This is a genomic window from Aquabacterium sp. J223 (assembly GCF_024666615.1).
Lineage (GTDB): Bacteria > Pseudomonadota > Gammaproteobacteria > Burkholderiales > Burkholderiaceae_C > J223.
Genome location: NZ_CP088297.1, coordinates 3,378,707 through 3,396,942, shown reverse-complemented (window position 1 = coordinate 3,396,942; position 18,236 = coordinate 3,378,707). Strand labels below are relative to the sequence as shown.

At 71.4% G+C, this 18,236-nt stretch carries 13 protein-coding genes, 1 tRNA gene and 1 pseudogene; 9 read left to right on the top strand and 6 right to left on the bottom strand.

What is annotated here, in order from left to right:
- The first annotated feature begins 52 nt into the window (after window positions 1–52).
- Window positions 53–1,186, top strand: a complete 1,134-nt coding sequence (locus tag LRS07_RS16155) for a glycosyltransferase (protein ID WP_260499000.1) — start codon at window positions 53–55, stop codon at window positions 1,184–1,186.
- A gap of 26 nt (window positions 1,187–1,212) precedes the next feature.
- On the opposite strand, the gene LRS07_RS16150 is transcribed toward LRS07_RS16155, so the two are convergent.
- The 4 genes from LRS07_RS16150 to LRS07_RS16135 form a co-directional block, all read right to left on the bottom strand.
- Window positions 1,213–1,303, bottom strand: a tRNA-Ser gene (locus tag LRS07_RS16150).
- Window positions 1,304–1,365: 62 nt separating this feature from the next.
- Entirely contained in the window at window positions 1,366–2,292 is a 927-nt protein-coding gene (locus LRS07_RS16145; protein WP_260498999.1) for an SPFH domain-containing protein, read from the bottom strand.
- A gap of 42 nt (window positions 2,293–2,334) precedes the next feature.
- Window positions 2,335–2,775, bottom strand: coding sequence for an NfeD family protein (locus LRS07_RS16140; RefSeq protein WP_260498998.1), 441 nt, complete (start codon window positions 2,773–2,775; stop codon window positions 2,335–2,337).
- A 49-nt stretch (window positions 2,776–2,824) separates the two neighbouring features.
- The gene (locus tag LRS07_RS16135; RefSeq protein WP_260498997.1) at window positions 2,825–3,988 is read right to left on the bottom strand and encodes an ABC transporter substrate-binding protein; all 1,164 of its coding nucleotides are present in this window, start codon (window positions 3,986–3,988) and stop codon (window positions 2,825–2,827) included.
- A 228-nt stretch (window positions 3,989–4,216) separates the two neighbouring features.
- Here LRS07_RS16135 and LRS07_RS16130 point away from each other — a divergent pair.
- A pseudogene (locus tag LRS07_RS16130) lies at window positions 4,217–6,488 on the top strand (Orn/Lys/Arg family decarboxylase).
- A 98-nt stretch (window positions 6,489–6,586) separates the two neighbouring features.
- On the opposite strand, the gene fabI reads toward LRS07_RS16130, so the two are convergent.
- Complete coding sequence (gene fabI, locus LRS07_RS16125) at window positions 6,587–7,369, bottom strand: enoyl-ACP reductase FabI (protein WP_260498996.1); 783 nt, start codon at window positions 7,367–7,369, stop codon at window positions 6,587–6,589.
- Between the two features lie 280 nt (window positions 7,370–7,649).
- Between fabI and rimP the strand changes: the two genes are divergently transcribed.
- The 7 genes from rimP to LRS07_RS16090 all read left to right on the top strand — a co-directional run bounded on the left by rimP (window position 7,650) and on the right by LRS07_RS16090 (window position 16,996).
- Entirely contained in the window at window positions 7,650–8,210 is a 561-nt protein-coding gene (gene rimP / locus LRS07_RS16120) for a ribosome maturation factor RimP (protein WP_260498995.1), read from the top strand.
- Window positions 8,207–9,697, top strand: a complete 1,491-nt coding sequence (gene nusA, locus LRS07_RS16115) for a transcription termination factor NusA (RefSeq protein WP_260498994.1) — start codon at window positions 8,207–8,209, stop codon at window positions 9,695–9,697. Before rimP ends, nusA begins: the two co-directional genes overlap by 4 nt.
- A gap of 95 nt (window positions 9,698–9,792) precedes the next feature.
- Window positions 9,793–12,672: a translation initiation factor IF-2 gene (infB, locus tag LRS07_RS16110; protein WP_260498993.1), complete on the top strand. Its 2,880-nt coding sequence runs from the start codon at window positions 9,793–9,795 to the stop codon at window positions 12,670–12,672.
- A gap of 80 nt (window positions 12,673–12,752) precedes the next feature.
- Window positions 12,753–13,139 carry a 30S ribosome-binding factor RbfA gene (gene rbfA / locus LRS07_RS16105; protein WP_260498992.1) on the top strand — a complete coding sequence of 129 codons (387 nt, stop codon included), beginning with the start codon at window positions 12,753–12,755 and terminating at the stop codon, window positions 13,137–13,139.
- A gap of 9 nt (window positions 13,140–13,148) precedes the next feature.
- Window positions 13,149–14,153 carry a tRNA pseudouridine(55) synthase TruB gene (gene truB / locus LRS07_RS16100; protein WP_260498991.1) on the top strand — a complete coding sequence of 335 codons (1,005 nt, stop codon included), beginning with the start codon at window positions 13,149–13,151 and terminating at the stop codon, window positions 14,151–14,153.
- Entirely contained in the window at window positions 14,150–15,979 is a 1,830-nt protein-coding gene (typA, locus tag LRS07_RS16095) for a translational GTPase TypA (protein ID WP_260498990.1), read from the top strand. Before truB ends, typA begins: the two co-directional genes overlap by 4 nt.
- Window positions 15,980–16,072: 93 nt before the next feature.
- Complete coding sequence (locus LRS07_RS16090; protein WP_260498989.1) at window positions 16,073–16,996, top strand: DMT family transporter; 924 nt, start codon at window positions 16,073–16,075, stop codon at window positions 16,994–16,996.
- On the opposite strand, the gene LRS07_RS16085 is transcribed toward LRS07_RS16090, so the two are convergent.
- Window positions 16,972–18,171, bottom strand: a complete 1,200-nt coding sequence (locus tag LRS07_RS16085) for a hypothetical protein (protein WP_260498988.1) — start codon at window positions 18,169–18,171, stop codon at window positions 16,972–16,974. The genes LRS07_RS16090 and LRS07_RS16085 overlap by 25 nt on opposite strands.
- Window positions 18,172–18,236: the final 65 nt, after the last annotated feature.

The following is an 18,236-nucleotide window of genomic DNA, read 5'->3' as shown; positions in this document are numbered from 1 at the left end:
AGGCACCGCGAACCGCCCCCCCACCCCAGCGCCCCGGCGGCGGGTGCTGCACGTGTCCACCACGTCGGCCGGCGGGCTGGGCACCTCGCTGCTGTCCATCATGCAGGCGCTCGATCCGGGCCGCTACGCGGTGGAGGTGGCGCTCGGCCTGGGCTATCCGCTGGACAGCGCGTTCGGCGCGGCCGGCTTCCGGCTGCACCCGTTGACGCTGTCGCGCGGCATTCGCCCGCTGCAGTTCCTGCAGACGGTGGTGCGGCTGACGCGGCTGATGAAGCGCGAGCGCTACGACGTCGTGCATGTGCACGGCTCCGAGGCCGGCGTGCTGGCGCGCGTGGCGGCCTGGTTCGCTCGCGTGCCGGTGGTGGTCGTCGAACTGCACGGTTATGCCAACCGCAACCCCGACAGCATCCTCGAGCGCACCGTCTACCGCTGGATCGAGCGGGCGTTGGACGGCATGACGGACGCCTACGTCGCCGTCTCGGCCCATGTCGAGCGGCAGTGGTTGTCGCGCGGCATCTGCGCGCCGCAGAAGCTGCAGGTCATCCACCATGCGCTGCGGCTGGAGGACTTCCCCGACCGCGGGATGCAGCCCCGTCCGGGCCGCGGTGCCGGCCGCCCGGAGGTGGGCACCGTCTGCCTGCTCGAAGCGCGCAAGGGGCTGGCCAGCCTCGTCGAGGCCATGCCCGCCGTCGTGAAGGCGGTGCCCGGTGTCCGGTTCGCCATCGCCGGCGAGGGCGAACTGAGGCCGTGGATGGAGCAGCGCATCCGCGCGCTCGGGATGACCCCGCACGTCGACTTCCTCGGCTGGCGTGCCGACGTGCCCGAGCTGATGTGGCGGTTCGACCTGTTCGTGCTGCCGTCGCGGCGCGAGTCGTTCGGCCTGGTGTTCCTCGAAGCCATGGCCAGCCGGTGCCCGGTGGTCGGCTCGCGGGTCGATGGCATTCCGGAAGTGGTCGCCGACGGGGTGACGGGCACGTTGGTGCCGCCGGACGATCCGGCCGCGCTGGCGGCGGCGATCGTCGAACTGCTCACCGACACGGACAAGGCGGATCGCTTTGCGCAGGCCGGCCGCCGCCGCGTCGAAGCGGTGTTCAGCGCGGATCGCCTGTCCAGCGAATACAACGCGCTCTACCAGCGCCTTCTCGAGCGCCGACCCCTGGCGTTTGCCGAGCCGAAGGCCGGCTGAGGCGCGGCGACGGCCGAGGGGGGCGCTGGCGGAGGGAGCGGGATTCGAACCCGCGGTGGGCTGTTCACCCACACACGCTTTCCAGGCGTGCGACTTAAACCACTCATCCATCCCTCCGCGGGACGAAGGGCGGGATTCTAGCGACGCGCCCGACGGGCGCGCCCGGCGGCGCCGCAGGGTCAGCGCGGCCGGGGCGGCTCCACCGCGGCCGACTTCATCACCGCCATCGCGCTGCCGATCAGCGCCGACACCTCGCTCAGGTTGCTCGGCACGATGAGGCTGTTGTTCTTCTGCGCCAGCTGGGCGAAGGCGTCGACCGCGCGCTCGGCCACCTTCAGCTGCACCGCGGCCTCGCCTCCGGGCTCGCGGATGGCGGCGGCGATCTGGCGGATGGCGTCCGCCGTGGCGGCGGCCACCGAGGTGATGGCGGCCGCCTCGCCCTGGGCGTTGTTGATCTGCGACTGCTTCTCGCCTTCGGACCGCGCGATGAAGGCCTCGCGCTCGCCGGTGGCGATGTTGATCTGCTCCTGGCGGCGGCCTTCGGAGGCGGCGATGAGCGCACGCTTCTCCCGTTCGGCCGTGATCTGCGCCTGCATGGCGCGCAGGATCTCGGTCGGCGGCGTCAGGTCCTTGATCTCGTAGCGCAGCACCTTCACGCCCCAGTTCAGCGCGGCCTCGTCGAGCGCGCTCACCACCGCGGCGTTGATCAGCTCGCGCTCCTCGAAGGTCTTGTCCAGCTCCATCTTGCCGATCACGCTGCGCAGCGTGGTCTGCGCCAGCTGGGTGATGGCGCCGACGTAGTCGCTGGAGCCGTAGCTGGCGCGCATCGGGTCGGTGACCTGGAAGTACAGGATGCCGTCGACCGTGAGCTGGGTGTTGTCGCGGGTGATGCAGACCTGGCTGGGCACGTCGAGCGGGATCTCCTTGAGCGAGTGCTTGTAGGCCACCCGGTCGATGAAGGGCACCACGAGCTTGAGGCCGGGTGCCAGCGTGCGGTCGTACTTGCCCAGCCGTTCGACCACCCAGGCGTGCTGCTGCGGCACGATCTTGAAGGTCTTGGCCACGAAGACGACGGCGATGACGAGCAGGACGAGGGCGATTTCCATGCGGCGGGCTCCGTGGGCGAGGGGGACGGCGGTGGAGGGGCGTCAGGGCCGGTCGCGGGGCGCGAGCACGAGGCGGTTGCCCTCGACGGCGACGATGGTGTGCAGGCCGGGCCGGGGCGGCGCGCCGTCCTGGTGGCGGGCCTGCCAAGCGGCGCCGCGGTAGTGCACCTGGGCCTGGCCGTCGGCGCCCCACTGCGGCACGTTCACCGTCTCGCCGATGTCCAGCACCAGGTCGCGGTTGGCCTCGGGCCGTGCGTCGCGCGGCGCGCGTCGGCGCTGCCGGTGCCAGAGCCCGGTCGCGCCGGCGGCCACCGCCGCGCCCAGCAGCAACTGCGCCGTCACGCCGAGCCCGGCGTGCGCCGCGAGGGCGCCCGCCGCGGCGCCCAGCGCCAGCATCAGCAGGTAGAAGGTGCCGGAGGCCAGTTCGGCGGCGACCAGCACGCCGGCGACCAGCCACCACAGGGTCGAGGGCTGCAGGTCCATGGGAGCGGAGTGTGCCCCCGGCGCCGGCCCCTGGCGCGCGGCGCCGACGTCAGGTCAGCAGACGCCCTCCGGCGCCGATGACCGCCACGTCGACGAAGCGGCTGCCACGGCGGTTCTCGCCGCCGTAGCCGATGCGCATGCCGCCCAGGTCGAGGCCGTCCAGGCGTTCCAGCGCCGCCACCACCGAAGCCCGCGTCGGCGCGGCGCCGGCGCGGCGCAGGCCTTCGCACAGCACCCGGGCGTTGACGTAGCCCTCCAGCGTGAAGAGCGAGACGTCGTCGACGCCGTGCGCCTGCAGGTCGGCCCGGTAGCGGCGCACCAGCTCGTGCTTGGTGGCGAAGGGCGACGGCACGACGATGGACAGGCCCATGCCGCGGCCGTGTTCGCCGAACGCCTTGATGTTGGCGCTGCTGGCGCCCAGCGACATGCCGTAGAGGGTGCTGGTGCCGCCCGCGGCATGGAAGGCCTTGACGAACGCGGGCGCGGTGCCGGCCAGCACCAGGACGACCACTTCCGGCGCGGCCTTGAGCACCGCCTGCACCGCCGGCGCCATCTCCAGGCTGGTGGTGTTGGGCGTGGTGGCCAGCACGGCCGGCTCCAGCTTGCGCCGCTCCATCGCGGCCTTGAAGCCGGCCAGCACCGACTTGCCGAGCGGATCGTCCGGATAGACCACGCCGATGCGCCGGCGGCCGAGCGTGACGGCGGTGTCGACCAGCTTGTCCACCTCGTCGTCGTAGCTGGCGCGCACCCAGAAGACGTTGGGCGGCGACTTCTGCCGCACGGCGCTGGTGCCGGTGTTGGGCCCGACGATGGCCAGGTCGGCGGGCACCGCCTCCATCACCGCCATCGTCTGCCGGGTGCCCAGCGGGTGCAGCAGGGCGATCACCGACGGGTCGGCGGCGAAGGCCTGGGCGTTGGCCTTGGCCTTCTCCGCGTTGAAGCCGTCGTCGGCGGCGAGCAGTTCCAGCCGGGTGCCGTTGAGCCCGCCGGCCGCGTTGAAGGCGCGCAGGTAGGCGGCCGCGCCGAGCTGGGTGCCGCCGCCGTTGGCCTTCTCGCTGCCGCTCAGGTCCACCGTGGCGGCGATGCGCAGCACATTGGAGGCGGCCAGTGCGGGCAGCCCCAGGCCGGCGGCCATGCCGGCGCCCAGCCTGCGCAGCAGGTGGCGGCGTGCGGGGCGGGCGGGCAGGGCAGGGCGGGAGGGGCGGGGATTCATCGGCAGGCTCCGGGCGTCGAGGGCGAGCGCCGGCACTATGCCCCGGGCGCCCGTGGCCGACGCGGGGCAGGCGGGCGAAAGCGTGAACTCCGCGGCGGCCGGTGCCGGGTCACGAGGGGGAAAAAGCCCCGTCCTACACTCGCGGCCTTGCCCCGAGCGGGCCGCGTGCCGCAGGGCGCCGCGGTCGCCGCCCGGTCCACCCCCGCCGTCTGCCAAGGCCGTCGCCGCATGCTGCGTTTCCGCTTCCCCATCGTCATCATCGACGAGGACTTCCGCTCCGAGAACACCTCCGGCCTGGGCATCCGCGCCCTGGCCGACGCCATCCAGAAGGAGGGCTTCGAGGTGCTGGGCGTGACCAGCTACGGCGACCTGTCGCAGTTCGCCCAGCAGCAGAGCCGGGCCTCGGCGTTCATCCTGTCCATCGACGACGAGGAGTTCACCCCGGGCCCCGAGGTGGACCCGGCGGTGCTGAACCTGCGCAAGTTCATCGAGGAGATCCGGCTGAAGAACGCCGACATCCCGATCTACCTGTACGGCGAGACGCGCACCAGCCAGCACATCCCGAACGACATCCTGCGCGAGCTGCACGGCTTCATCCACATGTTCGAGGACACGCCGGAGTTCGTCGCCCGGCACATCATCCGCGAGGCGCGCAGCTACCTCGACGGCCTGGCGCCGCCCTTCTTCAAGGCGCTGATGGACTATGCGCAGGACGGCTCGTATTCCTGGCACTGCCCGGGGCATTCGGGCGGCGTGGCCTTCCTCAAGAGCCCGGTGGGCCAGATGTTCCACCAGTTCTTCGGCGAGAACATGCTGCGCGCCGACGTCTGCAACGCGGTGGAGGAACTGGGCCAGCTGCTCGACCACACCGGCCCGGTGGCCGCCAGCGAGCGCAACGCCGCGCGCATCTTCAACGCCGACCACTGCTACTTCGTCACCAACGGCACCAGCACCTCGAACAAGATGGTCTGGCACCACACGGTGGCGCCGGGCGACGTGGTGGTGGTGGACCGCAACTGCCACAAGTCGGTGCTGCACTCCATCGTGATGACCGGCGCGGTGCCGGTGTTCCTCACGCCCACCCGCAACCACTACGGGATCATCGGCCCCATCCCGCAGGCCGAGTTCAGCCGCGAGGCCATCGAACGCAAGATCGCCGCCAACCCGCTGCTGGCGGGCGTCGACCCGAGCACGGTGCGCCCGCGCGTGCTGACGGTGACGCAGAGCACCTACGACGGCGTGCTCTACAACACCGAGACCATCAAGAACCTGCTCGACGGCTACATCGGCACGCTGCACTTCGACGAGGCCTGGCTGCCGCACGCCGCGTTCCACCCCTTCTACAGCTGCTACCACGCCATGGGCAAGAACCGCCCGCGGCCGAAGGAGGCGATGGTCTACGCCACCCAGTCCACCCACAAGCTGCTGGCGGGGCTGTCGCAGGCGTCGCAGGTGCTGGTGCAGGACTCGCAGACGGTGAAGCTGGACACGCACCTCTTCAACGAGGCGTACCTGATGCACACCAGCACCTCGCCGCAGTACGCCATCATCGCCAGCTGCGACGTGGCCGCGGCGATGATGGAGCCGCCCGGCGGCAAGGCGCTGGTGGCCGAGAGCATCAGCGAGTCGCTGGAGTTCCGCCGCGCCATGCGCAAGGTGGAGAAGGACTTCGGCCACGACTGGTGGTTCACCGTCTGGGGGGCCGGACGACCTGCCTGACGAGGGCGTGGCCACCTCCGACGACTGGATGCTGGAGGCCGACGAGGAATGGCACGGCTTCGGCAAGCTGGCGCCCGGCTTCAACATGCTGGACCCGATCAAGTGCACGGTGATCACACCCGGCCTCGACGTGTCGGGCAAGTTCGCCAAGACCGGCATCCCGGCGTCCATCGTCACCAAGTACCTGGCCGAGCACGGCGTGGTGGTGGAGAAGACCGGGCTCTACAGCTTCTTCATCATGTTCACCATCGGCATCACCAAGGGCCGCTGGAACACGCTGGTGACGGCGCTGCAGCAGTTCAAGGACGACTACGACCGCAACCAGCCGATGTGGCGGATCCTGCCGGAGTTCTGCGCCATCTTCCCGCGCTACGAGCGCATGGGGCTGCGCGACCTCTGCCAGGCCATCCACGAGACCTACGCCGAGAACGACATCGCGCGACTGACCACCGAGATGTACCTGTCGGACCTGCAGCCGGCGATGAAGCCCAGCGATGCCTTCGCCCACATCGCGCACCGCAAGACCGAGCGGGTGGGCATCGACGACCTGGAAGGCCGCATCGCCACCTCGCTGGTCACGCCGTACCCGCCGGGCATCCCGCTGCTGATCCCGGGCGAGCGCTTCAACCGCAAGATCGTCGACTACCTGAAGTTCGCCCGCCGCTTCAACGCGCTGTTCCCCGGCTTCGACACCGACGTGCACGGGCTGGTCGAATCCGACGAGCGAACGCCGGACGGCAGCCGCTCCTACTACGTCGACTGCATCAAGGCCGACGCCTAGGTCACCGGGGCGACGCCTGGAGGTCCCAGCGGACAGGCCGCGAAGCGGTCAGGGGCGGGCTTGCCGACCGTTGGGGCGGCCGCCCGATGGCCGGCGGCTCATTCCGGCACGCCCATGGCGTGGCTGAAGCCGGCGTCGACGTAGGTGATTTCGGCCGTCACGCCGGCGGCCAGGTCGGACAGCAGGAACGCGGCCACGTTGCCCACGTCGTCGATGGTGACGTTGCGGCGCAGCGGCGCGTTCTCCTCGACCACCTTGAGGATGCTGCCGAACCCCTTGATGCCGGAGGCCGCCAGCGTCTTGATCGGCCCGGCCGAGATGCCGTTGACCCGCACGCCCCTGGGGCCCAGGCTGCCGGCCAGGTAGCGCACGCTCGCCTCCAGCGACGCCTTGGCCAGGCCCATGGTGTTGTAGCTGGGCACGATGCGCAGCGCGCCGAGGTAGGTCAGCGTCAGCAGCGCCGCGTTCGGCCGCAGCTGCGCGGCGGCCGCCTTGGCCATCGCGGGGAAGCTGTAGGCCGAGATGTCGTGCGCCACCTTGAAGCCTTCGCGGGAGAAGCCCTCCAGGAAGTCGCCGGCGATGGCTTCGCGCGGGGCGAAGCCGATGGCGTGCACGAAGCCGTCGAAGCCCTCCGGCCAGGCGGTGCGCAGGTCGCTGAACAGCCGCTCGATCTGGGCGTCGTCGCCGACGTCGCAGTCGAACACCAGGTCGGAGCCGAACTCGCGGGCGAAGTCGGTGATGCGGTCCTTGAAACGCTCGCCGACGTAGCTGAAGGCCAGCTCCGCGCCTTCGCGCCGGCAGGCGCGGGCGATGCCGTAGGCGATCGAGCGGTTGGACAGCAGGCCGGTGATCAGCAGCCGCTTGCCGGCGAGGAACCCCATGGTGTCTCCAGGAATGGCGAAAGCGGCGATTCTCCCATCGCCGCCTGCCGCGCCCCCCGGCCGCCACGGCGGCGGGCGCGGGCGCCGACCCTGCGCCCGGCGAGCCGTGCGGCGTTCCGGCTTGTCGCCCCACCCGGTGCGGGCTACAATCGCGGGCTTTCGCTGGACAAGCAAAACGGTGGGCGGATTTCTTCCAGCCCATTTTTTTGCTCGACCGGCGGCTTTTGCCGTGATGTTGCGGCCGGCGCGTCCGGCTGGGGACGGGACTTCTTCTTTGTCGATGAGCTGGCACACCGCCGTGGAACGCACCGTCACCGGGTTGGGATACGACCTGGTGGACGTCGAGCGCAGCGCGCGCGGGCTGCTGCGCATCACCATCGACCGCCTGCCGGGGGCGCAGTACCCCACCGGCGAGGGCGAGTTCGTCACTGTGGACGACTGCGAGGCGGTGACCCGCCAGCTGCAGTACGTCTTCGAGGTGGAGAACGTCGACTACGAGCGGCTGGAGGTGTCCTCCCCCGGGCTGGACCGGCCGCTGAAGCGGCCGGCCGACTATGCCCGCTTCGCCGGGCAGGCCGTCGACCTCACGCTGAAGTCCCCCTTCCAGGGCCGGCGCAAGTTCCGCGGCCTGCTGGTGTCCCGCGGCGCCGACGCCGCGGACGGCTGGCGCCTGGAACTCCAGGACGGCAAGGTGGAACAAGCACTTGATTTTTCGCTCGACGAGGTCCGCGAGGCCCGGCTGGTGCCGGTCGTGGACTTCAAGGGGCGGCGGGCCGCAGGCGGCACGGGGGGCGCGACCCCGGCACAGGCGGCGACGAACGACGGAGGTCAGGAACAATGAACCGCGAAATGTTGATGCTGGTGGACGCCATCTCGCGCGAGAAGAGCGTCGAGCGCGAGGTGGTGTTCGGCGCGGTCGAGGCGGCGCTGGCCTCCGCCACCAAGAAGCTCCACGGCGGCGAAGTCGACATCCGCGTCACCGTCGACCGCGACACCGGCGAGTACGAGACCTTCCGCCGCTGGCACGTGGTGCCGGACGAGGCCGGCCTGCAGATCCCCGATGCGGAGATCCTGCTCTTCGAAGCCAAGGAGCAGATCGGCGACATCGAGGTCGACGACTACATCGAGGAGCCGATCGAGTCCGTGACCATCGGCCGCATCGGCGCCCAGGCGGCCAAGCAGGTCATCCTGCAGAAGATCCGCGACGCCGAGCGCGAGCAGCTGCTCAACGACTTCCTCGCCCGCGGCGAGAAGATCATGGTCGGCAGCGTCAAGCGGCTGGACAAGGGCGACATCATCGTCGAGTCGGGCCGGGTCGAGGGGCGCCTCAAGCGCAACGAGATGATCCCGAAGGAGAACCTGCGCTCGGGCGACCGGGTGCGCGCCTTCATCCTCGGCGTCGACACCACCCAGCGCGGGCCGCAGATCATGCTGTCGCGTTCGGCGCCGGGCTTCATGATCGAGCTCTTCGCGCAGGAGGTGCCGGAGATCGAGCAGGGCCTGCTCGAGATCAAGAGCTGCGCCCGCGACCCCGGCAGCCGGGCCAAGATCGCCGTCGTCTCGCACGACCGCCGGGTCGACCCGATCGGCACCTGCGTCGGCGTGCGCGGCTCGCGCGTCACCGCCGTCACCAACGAGCTGGCCGGCGAGCGGGTCGACATCGTCTTGTGGTCGGAGGATCCGGCCCAATTTGTCATCGGTGCGCTGGCCCCGGCCAACGTGCAGTCCATCGTCGTCGACGAGGAACGGCACGCCATGGACGTGGTGGTCGACGAGGAGAACCTCGCCATCGCCATCGGCCGCGGCGGCCAGAACGTGCGCCTGGCCTCCGAGCTCACCGGCTGGCGCATCAACATCATGACCGCCGAGGAGTCCCAGGCCAAGCAGGCCGAGGAGTCCGAGTCGGTGCGCAAGCTCTTCGTCGAGAAGCTGGACGTGGACGAGGAGGTCGCCGACATCCTCATCGCCGAGGGCTTCGCCAGCCTGGAAGAGGTGGCCTACGTCCCGATGCAGGAGATGCTCGAGATCGAGTCCTTCGACGAGGACACCGTCAACGAGCTGCGCAACCGTGCCAAGACCGCCCTGCTGACGATGGAGATCGCCCGCGAGGAGAAGGTCGACGAGGTGTCGCAGGACCTGCGCGACCTCGAGTTCGAAGGCAAGGGCCTGAGCGCCGAAGTCATCGGCCGGCTGGCCGATGGCGGGGTGCACACCCGTGACGACCTGGCCGACCTGGCGGTCGACGAACTGACCGAGATGACCGGCATCGACGAGGCCCAGGCCAAGGCGCTGATCATGAAGGCGCGCGAGCACTGGTTCACCGCCTGACCCACGGAAGCAGACCCATCCGACCCGACCCCGATACCCGCCCGCTGACCTCCCTCACGCCCAGCGCCGCGCAGCAGCAAGCAAGGATTTCCACAATGGCCGTGACCACCGTCGCCCAGTTCGCCGCCGAGCTGAATCGCCCTGCGGCGACGCTGCTCGAGCAGCTGCAGTCTGCCGGCGTCAGCAAGCGCTCCACCGACGACGCGCTGACGGAATCGGACAAGGAGCGCCTGCTGGAGTACCTGCGCACCGCCCACGGCTCCGGCAGCGGTGACCGCAAGAAGATCACGCTCACCCGCAAGAGCACGAGCGAGATCAAGCAGGCCGACGCCAGCGGCCGCGCCCGCACCATCCAGGTCGAGGTGCGCAAGAAGCGCGTCTTCGTCCGCCGCGACGACGTCGGCGGTGCCGAGGAGGTGCCGGCGGTCGACCCGCAGGAAGAGCTGCGCCGCCGCGAGGAAGAGGCGCGCGCCGAGGCCGAGGCCCTCGCCCGCCAGGAGGCCGAGCTGGCCGAGCAGCGCCGCCAGCGCGAGGAGGAGGACCGCCGCCAGCGCGAGGCCGAGGAGGCCCGCCGCCAGGAGGCCGAACGCGCCGCCGCCGAGGCCGCCGCCGCCGAGGCCGCGCGCCAGGCCGAAGCCGCGCTCGCCGCCGCCAGCGCCACCGCCCGCCACGCCGAGGCGCCCGCCGCCGCGCCGGCGGCGCCGGCCGCGCCTGCACCCGCCGCGGCACCGGTCGCCGAGCCCGCCGCCGCGCCCAAGCCCGGGCTGCGCGTGGTGAAGGCGGCCGACGCCGACGCCGCCGAGAAGCAGCGCGCCGCCGACCTCGAGCGCCGCCGCAAGGCCGCCGAGAGCGAGGCCGCGGCCATCCGCGCGATGATGAACGCGCCGCGCAAGGTGCTGGTGGCCAAGAAGGAAGAGCCGAAGCCGGCCGATCCGAGCAAGGAAGGCATCAAGGGCACCATCCACAAGCCGGCCGCCAAGGCCGGTGCGCCGGCCGCCCCGGGCACCGCCGCCAAGCCGGGCGACAAGAAGTCGGTCAAGTCCGAGAAGCTGTCGTCCAGCTGGGCCGACGACGCCGCCAAGAAGCGCAACGCGCTGAAGGGCCGCGACGTGCCGGGCGCCGGCCGGCCGGGCTGGCGCGCGCCGCGCGGTGGCGCCGGTGGCCGCCGTGGCGACCGCAGCGAGGGCAACGGTAGCTACGTGGCGCCGAACGACCCGGTGGTGCAGGAGGTGCACATCCCCGAGACCATCTCGGTGGCCGACCTCGCCCACAAGATGTCGGTCAAGGCCGGCGAGGTGATCAAGCAGCTGATGAAGCTGGGCCAGATGGTCACGATCAACCAGCAGCTCGACCAGGAGACGGCGATGATCGTCGTCGAGGAGATGGGCCACAAGGCGCTGGCCGCCAAGCTGGACGACCCGGAGGCCTTCCTCGAGGAGGACGCCACCGAAACCAGCGCCGAGGCCCTGCCGCGCGCGCCGGTGGTCACCGTCATGGGCCACGTCGACCACGGCAAGACCTCGCTGCTGGACTACATCCGCCGGGCGCGCGTCGCCGCGGGCGAGGCCGGCGGCATCACGCAGCACATCGGCGCCTACCACGTCGACACGCCGCGCGGCACGATCACCTTCCTCGACACCCCGGGCCACGAGGCGTTCACCGCCATGCGCGCCCGCGGCGCCAAGGCCACCGACATCGTCATCCTGGTGGTGGCGGCGGACGACGGCGTCATGCCGCAGACCAAGGAGGCCATCGCCCACGCCAAGGCGGCCGGCGTGCCGCTGGTGGTGGCGATCAACAAGATCGACAAGCCGGGTTCCAACCTGGACCGCGTGCGCAGCGAGCTGATCGCCGAGCAGGTGGTGCCGGAGGACTTCGGCGGCGAGTCGCCGTTCGTGCCGGTGTCGGCGAAGACCGGCGAGGGCATCGACAACCTGCTCGAGCAGGTGCTGCTGCAGGCCGAGGTGCTGGAACTCACCGCGCCCAAGGATGCGCCGGCCAAGGGCCTGGTCATCGAGGCCCGGCTGGACAAGGGCCGCGGCCCGGTCGCCACCGTGCTGGTGCAGTCCGGCACGCTGAAGAAGGGCGACGTGGTGCTCGCCGGCTCCAGCTACGGCCGCGTGCGCGCCATGCTGGACGAGGACGGCAAGTCGACCGACGAGGCCGGCCCGTCGATCCCGGTGGAGATCCAGGGCCTGACCGAGGTGCCGGCCGCCGGCGACGAGTTCATGGTGCTGGCCGACGAGCGCCGTGCGCGCGAGATCGCCACCTTCCGCCAGGGCAAGTACCGCGAGGTGACGCTGAACCGCCGCCAGGCCGCCAAGCTGGAGAACATGTTCGACCAGATGGGCGAGGGCCAGGCGCAGACGCTGGCGCTCATCATCAAGGCCGACGTGCAGGGCTCGCAGGAGGCGCTGGCCGCCTCGCTGCTCAAGCTGTCCACCGCCGAGGTCAAGGTGCAGGTGGTGCACGCCGCAGTGGGTGGCATCACCGAGTCGGACGTCAACCTGGCGATCGCGTCGAAGGCCGTCATCGTGGGCTTCAACGTCCGTGCCGACGCCGGGGCGCGCAAGCTGGCCGAGAACAACGGCGTCGACCTGCGCTACTACAACATCATTTACGACGCGGTCGACGAGATCAAGGCGGCGATGAGCGGCATGCTGGCGCCCGAGCAGCGCGAGGAAGCGCTGGGCACCGCCGAGATCCGCGTGGTGTTCGTCGCCTCCAAGATCGGCACGGTGGCCGGCTGCATGGTCACCTCCGGCCTGGTGCGCCGCAACGCGCGCTTCCGCCTGCTGCGTGAGAACGTGGTGATCTACACCGGCGAGATCGACTCCATCCGGCGCGAGAAGGACGACGTGCGCGAGGTCAAGGAAGGCTTCGAGTGCGGCATCAAGCTGAAGAACTACAACGACATCAAGGAAGGCGACCAGCTCGAGGTCTTCGAGGTCAAGGAAGTGGCCCGAACGCTGTAAGCGAGCTCGCCGCCTCAGCACAGACCCCGCCCGACACCGGCGGGGTTTGTGCTTGAGGGCGACACGCGAAGGACCCCGCCATGCGACACAAGCGATCCATCCCCAACCGCGGCTTCCGCGTCGCCGACCAGATCCAGCGCGACCTGGCGGAGCTCATCCGCGAGCTGAAGGACCCGCGCATCGGCATGGTCACCGTCAACGCCGTCGAGGTGACGCCGGACTATGCGCACGCGAAGGTGTTCTTCTCGCTGCTGGTGGGTGACCCCGCCGAATGCGAGGTGGCCCTGAACGAGGCCGCCGGCTTCCTGCGCAACGGCCTGTTCAAGCGGCTGGCCATCCACACCGTGCCGACGCTGCACTTCCAGTTCGACCGCACCATCGAGCGGGCGGCGGAGCTGTCGGCGTTGATCGCCAAGGCCAACGCGCAGCGTGCGCGCGACGATGCGCCGTCCGAGGGCGAGGACTGACGCCACCGCATGGACACCGCCGTGCCGCACACCGACGCCGTCGCGCCGCGCCCCGCCGCGCGCCCGCCGCGCGGGCCGCGCCTGCCGCGCCGCGCGCTGCACGGCGTGCTGCTGCTGGACAAGCCGGTCGGCCTGTCGAGCAACGATGCGCTGCAGCGGGTCAAGCGCCTGCTGCGCGCGGAGAAGGCCGGCCACACCGGCACGCTGGACCCGCTCGCTTCGGGCCTGCTGCCGCTGTGCTTCGGCGCGGCGACCAAGTTCTCGCAGGTCAGCCTCGACGCCGACAAGGCCTACCGCGCCACGCTGCGGCTGGGACGGACCACGACCACCGGCGACGGCGAGGGCGAGGTGCTGGAGGACCGGCCGGTGGCCGTGACCCGCGAGCGGGTCGAGGCCGCCTGTGGCGCGCTGACCGGCGACATCGACCAGGTGCCGCCGATGCACTCGGCCCTGAAGCACCAGGGCCGGGCGCTGTACGACTACGCGCGTGCCGGCCAGGTGGTCGAGCGCGCGGCCCGGCGCGTCACCATTCACCGGCTCGACATCGTCGAGTGGCAGGCTGAGCGGCTGGTGCTCGACGTGCGGTGTTCCAAGGGCACCTACGTCCGCACGCTGGCCGAGGACCTGGGGCGTGCGCTCGGCTGCGGCGCCCACCTGGCCGGCCTGCGCCGCACCGGCAGCGGGCCGCTGTCGGTGGACGACGCGGTGACGCTGCAGGCGCTGGAGGCGATGGAGGAGGACCAGCGGGTGACCTGGCTGCGGCCCGCCGACGCGCTGGTCGCCGACTGGCCGGCGGTGCCCCTGCCGGCCGACGAGGCCGGCCGATTTCTCACCGGTCTGCGCCGCAAGGTGGCGCTGGCCGACACGCCGGCGGTGCGGGTCTACGGACCCCTGCCGACCGGTGCCCCGGGCGCCGTCTTCCTCGGCAGCGCCCATGTCCATCAAGGCGAGTTGATCGCCGACCGTCTGTTGAGCCCGGCCGAGGTGCAGGGGCTCGTCGAAAGCCTGTCATGACCCGTCCGATCCGCAACATCGCGATCATTGCCCACGTCGACCACGGCAAGACCACCATGGTCGACCAGCTGCTGCGCCAGTCCGGCACCTTCGCCGAGCACGAGAAGGTGGTCGACACCGTGATGGACAGCAACGCCATCGAACGCGAGCGCGGCATCACCATCCTCGCCAAGAACTGCGCGGTGAGCTGGGAAGGCACGCACATCAACATCGTCGACACCCCCGGCCACGCCGACTTCGGCGGCGAGGTGGAGCGCGCGCTGTCGATGGTCGACGGCGTGGTGCTGCTGATCGACGCCCAGGAGGGCCCGATGCCGCAGACCCGCTTCGTCACCCGCAAGGCGCTGGCCCTCGGCCTCAAGCCCATCGTGGTGGTGAACAAGGTCGACAAGCCCGGCGCCAACCCGGACAAGGTGATCAACGCCGCCTTCGACCTCTTCGACAAGCTCGGCGCCAACGACGAGCAGCTCGACTTTCCCGTCGTCTACGCCTCGGGCATCAACGGCTGGTCGTCGCTGGAGGAGGGCGCTCCGGGCGAGCAGTGGGGCCCCGACATGTCGGCCCTGTTCAACACCATCCTGAAGCACGTGCCCGCGCACCAGGGCGACCCCGAGGCGCCGCTGCAGCTGCAGATCTCGGCGCTGGACTACTCCACCTTCGTCGGCCGCATCGGCGTCGGCCGCATCAGCCAGGGCACGCTCAAGCCCGGCATGGACGTGCTGGTGATGGAGGGCCCGGACGGCAAGAGCTTCAAGGGCCGCATCAACCAGGTGCTGACCTTCCAGGGCCTGGACCGGGTGCAGGTGACCGAGGCGGGCCCGGGCGACATCGTGCTGGTCAACGGCATCGAGGACATCGGCATCGGCGTCACCGTCACCAGCACGGCCGAGCCGGCGCCGCTGCCGATGCTCAAGGTCGACGAGCCCACGCTGACGATGAACTTCTGCGTCAACACCTCGCCGCTGGCCGGCAAGGAAGGCAAGTACGTCACCAGCCGCCAGATCTGGGACCGGCTGCAGAAGGAGCTGCAGAGCAACGTCGCCCTGAAGGTGAAGGAGACCGAGGAAGACGGCGTCTTCGAGGTCTCCGGCCGCGGCGAGCTGCACCTGACCATCCTGCTGGAGAACATGCGCCGCGAGGGCTACGAGCTGGCGGTGGGCAAGCCGCGGGTGGTGTTCAAGGACATCGACGGCGTCAAGCACGAGCCGATCGAGCTGGTGACCGCCGACGTCGAGGAGCAGCACCAGGGCGGCGTCATGCAGGCGCTGGGCGAGCGCAAGGGCGAGCTGGTCAACATGGAGCCGGACGGCCGCGGCCGCGTGCGGCTGGAGTACCGCATCCCGGCGCGCGGGCTGATCGGCTTCTCCAACGAGTTCCTCAACCTCACCCGCGGCTCGGGCCTCATCAGCAACATCTTCGACGGCTATGAGCCGCACAAGGGCGACATCGCCAGCCGCAAGAACGGCGTGCTGATCAGCATGGACGCCGGCGAGATCTTCACCTACGCGCTGGGCAAGCTGGACGACCGCGGCCGCATGTTCGTCAAGCCGAACGACCCGGTGTACGAGGGCATGATCGTCGGCATCCACAGCCGCGACAACGACCTGGTCGTCAACGCCACCCGCACCAAGCAGCTGACCAACTTCCGCGTCAGCGGCAAGGAAGACGCGATCAAGGTGACGCCGCCGATCGAGCTGACGCTGGAGTACGGCGTGGAGTTCATCGAGGACGACGAGCTGGTGGAGATCACGCCGAAGAGCATCCGCCTGCGCAAGCGCTTCCTGAAGGAGCACGAACGCAAGCGTGCATCGCGCGAAGCGGCATAGCCGCTTCGCAGGTGGGCGTTTCGCTCCCCGTGCGCCCTCCGGGGGGTTCCAGTCAGATGATTGCCCGGCCCGCGTTGCGGGCCTCTTTCGTTCATGACGCATCGGTCGGCAGTCCTTTTGATGGTGCTCGTCGCGTTCCTGTGGAGCATCGCCGGCATCGTCACGCGGCAGCTGGAATCGGCCGGCAGCTTCGAGGTGACGTTCTGGCGCAGCGCCTTCACCGCGCTGTCGCTGGGGGTGGCGCTGTCGGTGCTGCGCGGGCCCGGCCGGCTGTGGCGGTCGGTGCGCCAGGGCGGCTGGATGCTGTGGGCCAGCGCGGTGTGCTGGTGCGTGATGTTCACCGCCTTCATGCTGGCCCTGACGCTCACCACCGTGGCCAACGTGCTGCTCACCATGGCCCTGGGGCCGCTGGTGTCGGCGTTGATCGCCCGCTTCGCGCTCGGCCACCGGCTGGCGGCCCGCACCTGGTGGGCGATCGCCCTGGCGGCCGTGGGCATCGTCTGGATGCAGCGCGAGGGGCTCGCCGCCGGCACCGCCGGCTGGGGCAGCGCGGTGGCCTTCGTGCTGCCGCTGGCCGGTGCGCTGAACTGGATCGTCATCCGCCGGGCCGGTGCGGCCACCGCCGGCGGCACCGCCGCCCCGGACCTGCGGCCCTCGGTGCTGCTGGGCGCGCTGCTGTCGGCGCTGCTCACCCTGCCGGCGGCGTGGCCGCTGCAGGCCTCAACGCACGACCTGGGCTGGCTGGCGCTGCTCGGCGCCTTGCAGCTGGCGCTGCCCTGCCTGCTGGCGGTCCGGGTGGCGGCGGTGCTGCCGTCGCCCGAGGTGGCCCTGCTGGCGCTGCTCGAGGTGGTGATGGGCGTGCTCTGGGTCTGGCTCTTCGCCGGCGAGCGGCCGTCGGCCTCGGTGCTGGGCGGCGGCGCGCTGGTGCTCGGCGCGCTGGCGCTCAACGAATGGCTCGGCCTGCGCGGCGAGCGCGCCGGTCGCGCGGCGGCTCAAGCCAGCGGCAGCGCGCGCTGAGCCTGCGCGGTGACCGGCTCGCCGGCCCGCGGCCGGCGCCGGCGCTCGATCGCGACGAGGCGGGCGGGCGCCGGGTCCTCCGCCGTCCCCGGCGTGGCCGTCGCCCCTGGCGCCGCCGCCTCCACGGCCCAACCGTCGGTCGCCATCGCCTTCGGCAGGCTGCGCAGCCCGCCGACCAGCCCGCGGCGCAGCGCCTGCTCGACCAGGGCCTCGCACTGCGAGGCCTCCAGCGCCAGCGCCAGCCGCGTCCACCGGCGCTGCACCAGCGGCTGGCCCCAGGCGACGAGCAGCGCCCGCTTCAGGCCCGCCCGGTCGACCGGACCGGCGGCGACGCGGCGCGCCAGCAGGGTGTGCATGAAGACCTGGAACTCGCTGTGCACCGCTGCCGGCAGCATGGCCGCCAGCGCCTGCACCGGCGGCGGGCCGTCCGGATCGGTGAAGGCCAGGGTCAGCAGCACCTGCAGCGACTGCACCGGGTTGAGCAGCCGCAGGCGCGTGGTCGGCCAGGCGCGCAGCGCCAGCTGCGCGGCCTGCGCCTGCGGCAGCGGCGTGACGAAGGACAGCAGCGTCGCCAGCCGCCACCAGGCGTTCGCGTCCAGCCCGTCGACCAGCTCGCCGGGCTCGGCCTCGTCCAGCCGGCGGGCGATGGCCAGCGCCTCGTCGGCCGCGCGCTGGCGCCACGCCTGCGCGGCCCGGCGGCTCATCAGCACCAGGTGGCCGGGACTCAGCGCGGCGTCGGGCCGAAGCGCGACCACCACCGCGTCGCTGTCGGCGCCGGCGTCCTGGCTCAGCCGCTGGCCGGTCACCGGGCAGGCGTCGGCGTGCAGCCGGCGCAGCAGCGCGGGGGTGACCTGCAGCGTGTCCACCGCCTGGCCGCGCAGCCAGGCCGCCAGCCGCAGCGACAGCCAGCGCCGCACGTGCACCGTGGCCTCGCGGGTGCGGCCGGCGAAGGCGATGCGGCCGGCCGCCCAGCCCGCGCGCACCGGGTGGCCCGGGTGCAGGTGCTCCGCCGGCGGCACCAGGCCCCAGCGGGCATGGTCGCGGCCGAGGTCGAAGCCGGTGCGTTCCAGCGCGCAGTGCGGCGCCTTGGGCGGTGCACCGGCGGCCGCGGGCAGCGGCAGGCCGAAGGCGGGCTGGACGTTGGCGGTACGCAGGGTGGGCTGAAGGGCGGACATGGCGGCTCTCCTGGACGGGTTCGCGGCCGGGAACAGCCCCGGCGGTGAACACAGCATGGAGGCGC

Excerpts from the sequence above, each read along its gene's own strand:
- LRS07_RS16085 (WP_260498988.1), bottom strand. The coding sequence starts at position 18,171 with ATGTCCGCCCTTCAGCCCACCCTGCGTACCGCCAACGTCCAGCCCGCC.
- rbfA (WP_260498992.1), top strand. The coding sequence starts at position 12,753 with ATGCGACACAAGCGATCCATCCCCAACCGCGGCTTCCGCGTCGCCGAC.
- LRS07_RS16135 (WP_260498997.1), bottom strand. The coding sequence starts at position 3,988 with ATGAATCCCCGCCCCTCCCGCCCTGCCCTGCCCGCCCGCCCCGCACGC.
- truB (WP_260498991.1), top strand. The coding sequence starts at position 13,149 with ATGGACACCGCCGTGCCGCACACCGACGCCGTCGCGCCGCGCCCCGCC.
- fabI (WP_260498996.1), bottom strand. The coding sequence starts at position 7,369 with ATGGGGTTCCTCGCCGGCAAGCGGCTGCTGATCACCGGCCTGCTGTCC.
- LRS07_RS16090 (WP_260498989.1), top strand. The coding sequence starts at position 16,073 with ATGACGCATCGGTCGGCAGTCCTTTTGATGGTGCTCGTCGCGTTCCTG.
- LRS07_RS16145 (WP_260498999.1), bottom strand. The coding sequence starts at position 2,292 with ATGGAAATCGCCCTCGTCCTGCTCGTCATCGCCGTCGTCTTCGTGGCC.
- infB (WP_260498993.1), top strand. The coding sequence starts at position 9,793 with ATGGCCGTGACCACCGTCGCCCAGTTCGCCGCCGAGCTGAATCGCCCT.
- LRS07_RS16140 (WP_260498998.1), bottom strand. The coding sequence starts at position 2,775 with ATGGACCTGCAGCCCTCGACCCTGTGGTGGCTGGTCGCCGGCGTGCTG.
- typA (WP_260498990.1), top strand. The coding sequence starts at position 14,150 with ATGACCCGTCCGATCCGCAACATCGCGATCATTGCCCACGTCGACCAC.
- rimP (WP_260498995.1), top strand. The coding sequence starts at position 7,650 with ATGAGCTGGCACACCGCCGTGGAACGCACCGTCACCGGGTTGGGATAC.
- nusA (WP_260498994.1), top strand. The coding sequence starts at position 8,207 with ATGAACCGCGAAATGTTGATGCTGGTGGACGCCATCTCGCGCGAGAAG.